4 protein-coding genes are annotated in these 6,188 nt (G+C 67.2%); all 4 read right to left on the bottom strand.

Going from position 1 to position 6,188, the window contains the following annotated elements; translation table 11 throughout:
* A partial coding sequence (locus AC1DU6_RS16915) for a HAMP domain-containing protein (protein WP_477858454.1) occupies window positions 1-3,145 on the bottom strand: 3,145 nt, incomplete at its 3' end.
* A gap of 152 nt (window positions 3,146-3,297) precedes the next feature.
* A complete protein-coding gene (locus tag AC1DU6_RS16920) occupies window positions 3,298-3,933 on the bottom strand; it encodes a response regulator (RefSeq protein ID WP_457324248.1) in 636 nt (211 codons plus the stop codon).
* Window positions 3,930-5,351, bottom strand: a complete 1,422-nt coding sequence (locus AC1DU6_RS16925) for a cache domain-containing protein (RefSeq protein ID WP_477858457.1) — start codon at window positions 5,349-5,351, stop codon at window positions 3,930-3,932. The genes AC1DU6_RS16920 and AC1DU6_RS16925 overlap by 4 nt, the downstream gene beginning before the upstream one ends.
* On the bottom strand, window positions 5,297-6,188 hold an 892-nt coding region (locus AC1DU6_RS16930), incomplete at its 5' end, for a S41 family peptidase (protein WP_477858459.1). The genes AC1DU6_RS16930 and AC1DU6_RS16925, both read right to left, overlap by 55 nt.

Here is a 6,188-nt window from a genome sequence, read left to right on the forward strand (position 1 = left end):
CCATCGAGTTGACGTTGTCGGTCAGGTCCTTCCAGACCCCCGCCACGCCAGGCACCGCAGCCTGGCCACCGAGCTTGCCTTCGGTACCCACTTCGCGCGCCACACGCGTCACTTCGGACGCAAAGGCGCGCAGCTGGTCCACCATGGTGTTGATGGTTTCCTTCAGCTGCAGGATCTCGCCGCGCACGTCCACGGTGATCTTCTTGGACAGGTCACCATTGGCCACCGCGATGGTCACGTCGGCGATGTTGCGCACCTGGCCCGTCAGGTTGGAGGCCATCGAGTTGACGTTGTCGGTCAGGTCCTTCCACGTGCCGGCCACGCCGGGCACCTGGGCCTGGCCACCCAGCTTGCCCTCGGTACCCACCTCGCGCGCCACGCGGGTCACTTCACCGGCGAAGGCGTTGAGCTGGTCGACCATGGTGTTGATGGTGTCCTTGAGCTCCAGGATCTCGCCGCGCACGTCCACCGTGATCTTCTTGGACAGGTCGCCGTTGGCCACGGCCGTCGTCACCTCGGCGATGTTGCGCACCTGGCCCGTCAGGTTGGAAGCCATGAAGTTGACGTTGTCCGTCAGGTCCTTCCACGTGCCGGCAACACCCGGCACCTGGGCCTGGCCGCCGAGCTTGCCGTCCGTACCCACCTCGCGCGCCACGCGGCTCACTTCGGACGCGAAGCCGTTGAGCTGGTCCACCATGGTGTTCAGTGTGTTCTTCAGCGCCAGGATCTCGCCCTTGACCTCCACAGTGATCTTCTTGGAGAGGTCACCGCTGGCCACGGCCGTCGCCACATCGGCGATGTTGCGCACCTGGCCCGTCAGGTTGGAAGCCATGAAGTTGACGTTGTCGGTCAGGTCCTTCCAGGTACCTGCCACGCCGGGCACCTGGGCCTGGCCGCCGAGCTTGCCGTCCGTGCCCACCTCGCGCGCCACACGGCTCACTTCCGAGGCGAAACCGTTGAGCTGGTCCACCATCGTGTTGAGCGTGTTCTTCAGCTCCAGGATCTCGCCCTTCACGTCGACCGTGATCTTCTTGGACAGGTCGCCGCCGGCCACAGCCGTCGCCACGTCCGCGATGTTGCGCACCTGGCCCGTCAGGTTGGACGCCATCGAGTTGACGTTGTCGGTCAAGTCCTTCCACGTACCCGCCACGCCGGGCACCTGGGCCTGGCCACCGAGCTTGCCGTCGGTGCCCACCTCGCGCGCCACACGGCTGACCTCACCGGCAAAGCCGTTGAGCTGGTCGACCATCGTGTTGATGGTGTTCTTCAGCTCCAGGATCTCGCCGCGCACGTCCACCGTGATCTTCTTGGACAGGTCGCCGTTGGCCACGGCGGTGGTCACGTCGGCGATGTTGCGCACCTGGGCCGTCAGGTTGGTCGCCATCGCGTTGACGGAGTCGGTCAGGTCCTTCCAGATACCGGCCACGCCGCGGCCTTGCGCCTGGCCGCCGAGCTTGCCGTCGGTACCCACCTCACGCGCCACGCGAGTCACTTCGGAGGCAAAGCCGCCGAGCTGGTCGACCATGGTGTTGATGGTGTTCTTCAACTCCAGGATCTCGCCGCGCACGTCCACGGTGATCTTCTTGGACAGGTCGCCGTTGGCCACGGCCGTCGTCACCTCGGCAATGTTGCGCACCTGCCCGGTCAGGTTGGAGGCCATGRAGTTGACGTTGTCGGTCAGGTCCTTCCAGGTGCCGGCCACGCCGGGCACCTGKGCCTGGCCGCCGAGCTTKCCGTCGGTGCCCACCTCGCGCGCCACRCGGCTCACYTCGSMGGCRAAGSCGYYGAGCTGSTCGACCATGGTGTTCATGGTGTTCTTCAGGGCAAGAATCTCTCCCTTCACCTCCACGGTGATCTTTTTCGACAAGTCGCCGCTGGCCACGGCCGTGGCCACGTCCGCGATGTTGCGCACCTGGTTCGTCAGGTTGGACGCCATCGAGTTGACGTTGTCGGTCAGGTCCTTCCAKGTGCCGGCCACGCCGGGCACCKSKGCCTGGCCGCCGAGCTTGCCCTCGGTGCCCACCTCGCGSGCCACGCGGSTCACTTCGGASGMGAAGSCGYTGAGCTGGTCGACCATSGTGTTSATGGTTTCCTTSAGCTSCAGGATCTCGCCCTTCACRTCCACSGTGATCTTGCGGYTCARGTCGCCGCGCGCCACGGCCGTCGTCACGTTGGCGATATTGCGCACCTGGGCCGTCAGGTTGGTCGCCATCGCGTTGACCGAGTCGGTCAGGTCCTTCCAGGTGCCCGCCACGCCGGGCACCACCGCCTGGCCGCCCAGGCGCCCGTCGGTGCCCACCTCGCGGGCCACCCGGGTCACTTCGGACGCGAACGAACGCAGCTGGTCCACCATGGTGTTGGTGGCTTCCTTCAACTGCAGGATCTCGCCGCGCACGTCGACGGTGATCTTCTTGGACAGGTCGCCGTTGGCCACGCCGATGGTCACCTCGGCGATGTTGCGCACCTGGGCGGTCAGGTTGCCGGCCATCTGGTTGACGGAATCGGTCAGGTCCTTCCAGACGCCCGACACGCCCTTCACCTGGGCCTGGCCGCCGAGCTTGCCCTCGGTGCCCACCTCGCGCGCCACGCGAGTCACTTCACTCGTGAACACCGACAGCTGGTCGATCATGGTGTTGACCAGGCGCGCGGAGCGCAGGAACTCGCCCTTGAGCTCGCGGCCGTCCACCTCCAGCTCCATGGACTGGCTCAGGTCGCCCTTGGCCACCGCGCCGATGGTGCGCGCGATCTCGGCGGTCGGCCGCACCAGGTCGTCCATCAGCGTGTTGATCGATTCGACCTTGATGGCCCAGCCGCCCAGCGATCCCGGCATCGACATGCGGTGCTTGAGCCGGCCTTCCTTGCCGACCGTGGCGGAGAGCCGCGACACCTCGGAGGCGATGCGCGCCTCCTGGGCGGTGATCTGGTTGAAGGCGGCGGCGATCTGGCCGTCGATGCCGTCCCAGCTGTTGGGCAGGCGGATCGTGAAGTCGCCGTCGCGCAGTGCGGACAACGCCGCCAGGATCTGGCGCGAGCGTGGAGCGCTCAGCTCGGCGCCGCCATTCAACACATCGGCCGTAGCGGCCGGAATGGTCGCCTTGGGGTTGGCGCGCTTTCTGCGAGGTTGCTGCGCGATGTCGACACTCATGGTCCCGCCCGATTCAGAAATTAGGAGTGAGTTTCGCCCGGCGCCGGGTCATTTCAAACCGCTGTGCCAGGTACGAAAAGTGCCCGCTTCTAGCATGGCAATCTAGGGGGATCAAGTCCCTTTTCCGGGCCGCTCTTGCGCGAACACGCGAGTCATTTCAATCCGGCTTCTCTCGCATGTTCGACCGCATACCGGATCAGCTCCGCCTGCCCGTCCAGCTCCAGCTTGCGCTTGATGCTCTGGCGGTGGGCCTCGACGGTGCGCACCGACAGGTCCAGGTCGCGGGCAATCTGCTTGCTCGACGCGCCCTGCCCCAGCAGGCTGAGGATCTCGCTTTCGCGCGGCGTCAGCACCGGCTTGGGGGCCTGGCCGCGGAATAGCCGGCCTGAGACTGCAGCGCTCAGGAAGGTGCCGCCCGCGGCCACCGCGTCGATCGCCGACACGATCTCGGTCGCCGGCGCATCCTTGAGCACATAGCCTCGCGCACCGGCGGTCAGCGCACGTTGCACGTATTCGGGGTTGTCATACATGCTGAACATCAGCAGCCTGATGGATGGCCGGGCGGCCAGCATCTCGGCGCCCAGCGTGATGCCGTTGCCGTCCTTCAAGCCCACATCCATCAGCACGACGTCGGGCGCCGTGCGCGCCAATTGCTCCAGGGCCTCGGCGCGCCCGCCGGCCTCACCAACGATCTCGAAGCGCGGCACGGCTGCCAGGCGCGCAACCAGGCCCTCCCGCACCATCGGGTGGTCGTCAACGAGCAGGATGCGGATGGGTGTCGGGGTCATGCAGCAGCGCGAGCCAGGTCGGAAGCCGCTAGTTTGACCGTGAGGCGACTGCCCATGCCGGGCGAAGCGAAGAGACTCAGGCGGGCACCGAGGGCGGCCGCCCGTTCGCGCATGCTGCGCAGGCCCAGTCCCCGGTCGGCTGCGGCCTGGGCGGCGTCGGCGTCGAAGCCCTGGCCGTCATCGTTGATTTCCAGCGCCAGGCCACCGTCGCGCTCGAAACGCAGCAGCACGCTCACCGTCGTCGCGTGGGCATGCCGGGCCGCGTTGTTCAGCGCTTCCTGGGCAATGCGGAACAGGGCCGTGTTCACGGCCTCGGGCAAGCCCACCTCCTCACCCTCAACCGCCGCCGAGAAATGCGTGCCACCGGCAGCGTCGAACTCGCCCGCCAGATGCTGCAGTGCCGCAGGCAGGCCGAGGGTGTCCAGCAGCGCCGGCCGCAGCGCGTGGGACAGGTGGCGCACCTCGGCCAGCGTGCTGTTCAGGCGCTTCAAGGCCAGCTCCTGCAGCCGCGCAGCGCCCTTGGGTTCGTGCTGGGCGGACTCGATCAGCAGCTTGGTGGCCACCAGCGCCTGGCTGACGCCGTCATGCAGCTCGCGCGCCAGCCGTGCGCGCTCGTCCTCCTGGCTCTGCACGACCTGGCGGGCCAGGGCACGCAGCTTGGCCTCGGCGCTGCGGTGCTCGCTCAGGTTCAGGGCCAGCGCACCGGCGCTGATCAGCGCGACGCCGAAGACGGCGACAGCGCCCACCCACAGCATGGTGGCCGTGATGTTCTGGCGCGCGCCGCGCTCCAGTTCGGCCATCGTGGCCTCGATGCCGTCCAGGTACAGGCCCGTGCCCAGCATCCAGTCCCACTGCGGCACGGTGACGACATAGCCCAGCTTGGGCGCCAGCAGGCTGCTGGACGGCTTGCGCCACAGGTATTCGACATAGCCGCCGCCGGCCTTGGCCTGATTGATGAGCTGCTGGATGGTGGGCCGGCCCTTCGGGTCGCGCATCTCCCAGAGGTTTTGCCCGATCAGCTCGGGCTGGCGCGAATGCATCAGCACGTGGCCGTCCAGCGAATAGACGAAGAAATAGCCGTCGCGGCCGTAGTCCAGCGAGGACAGGATGGCCAGCGCCCTCTCGGGCCCGCCCGGCTGGCCGAGCAAGGGCTGGATGGTKCTGACCGCCAGGTCGACGTAATGCTTGAGCTCGGTGCGCCGCGCGTCCATATAGCTGGCGCGCACCAGCGCATGCTCGCGCGCCGCCAGCTCGCTTTCCTGCTGGCGCACGGCCAGCGCGATCAGCGCGAGGGAGGCCAGCAGCGGCAGCAGCGCCAGCAGGAACAGGCGGCCCCGCAGGGACAGGGCCGCCCAGGCTTTCATCAGCGGCCCAAGGTTGCGGCGCTCGGCGCTGCCTTGCGCTGGATCGGCTTCCACCCCTCCAGGCGCTTCATCACATCGGCAATCGCCGCATCCAGCTGCGTGTCATCGCCGCCGTTGACGGCCGCCGGGTCGAGTTCGACGTCGATGTCAGGCGACACGCCCTCGTTCTCGATGCGCCATTCGCCATCCGGTGTGTAGAAACGAAAGAAGGGCACGGTCAGGAAGCCGCCATCGGTCAGCGGCGGGTTGGCCGAGATGCCAATCAGGCCGCCCCAGGTGCGCTTGCCGATCAGCGGCCCCAGGCCCACGCGCTTGAAGGCATAGGGCATGAAGTCGCCACCCGAACCGGCGTCCTGGTCGATCAGCATGGCCTTGGGGCCGTAGATGGCACCGCCCGGCGTGTCGAAGACCAGGCCGTCACGGTCCTTCCAGCTGCCCAGATACGGCCGCGACAGCAGCTCCGTCACGTAGTTCGCCGCTTGCCCACCGCCATTGCGGCGGTCGTCGACGATCAGCGCCTGCTTGTCGATCTGCGCGAAGAACATGCGGTTGAAGTGCTCGAAGCCCTGGCCCGCGGTGTCGGGCATGTAGACATAGGCAATCTTGCCGCCGCTCTTTTGCTCCACCTTCCTGCGGTTGCCGTCGATCCAGGCCCAGCGGCGCAGCAGGCTCTCGTTGGCAATGGGCTCGACGGTGATCTCGCGGCGACCCTTGCCGGCGGCGTCCCGAGCGATGGCAATGACGACCTGCTTGCCGACGGTATTTTCCAGCAGCGAATAGATGTTGGTCGGCTCCATCAGCTCATGGCCGTTGATGGCGAGGATGAAGTCCCCTTCCTTCACACCCAGGCCGGCCACCGTCAGCGGCGAGCGCAGATTGGGGCTGAGGCGG

This window comes from Roseateles sp. P5_B10 (assembly GCF_056400485.1).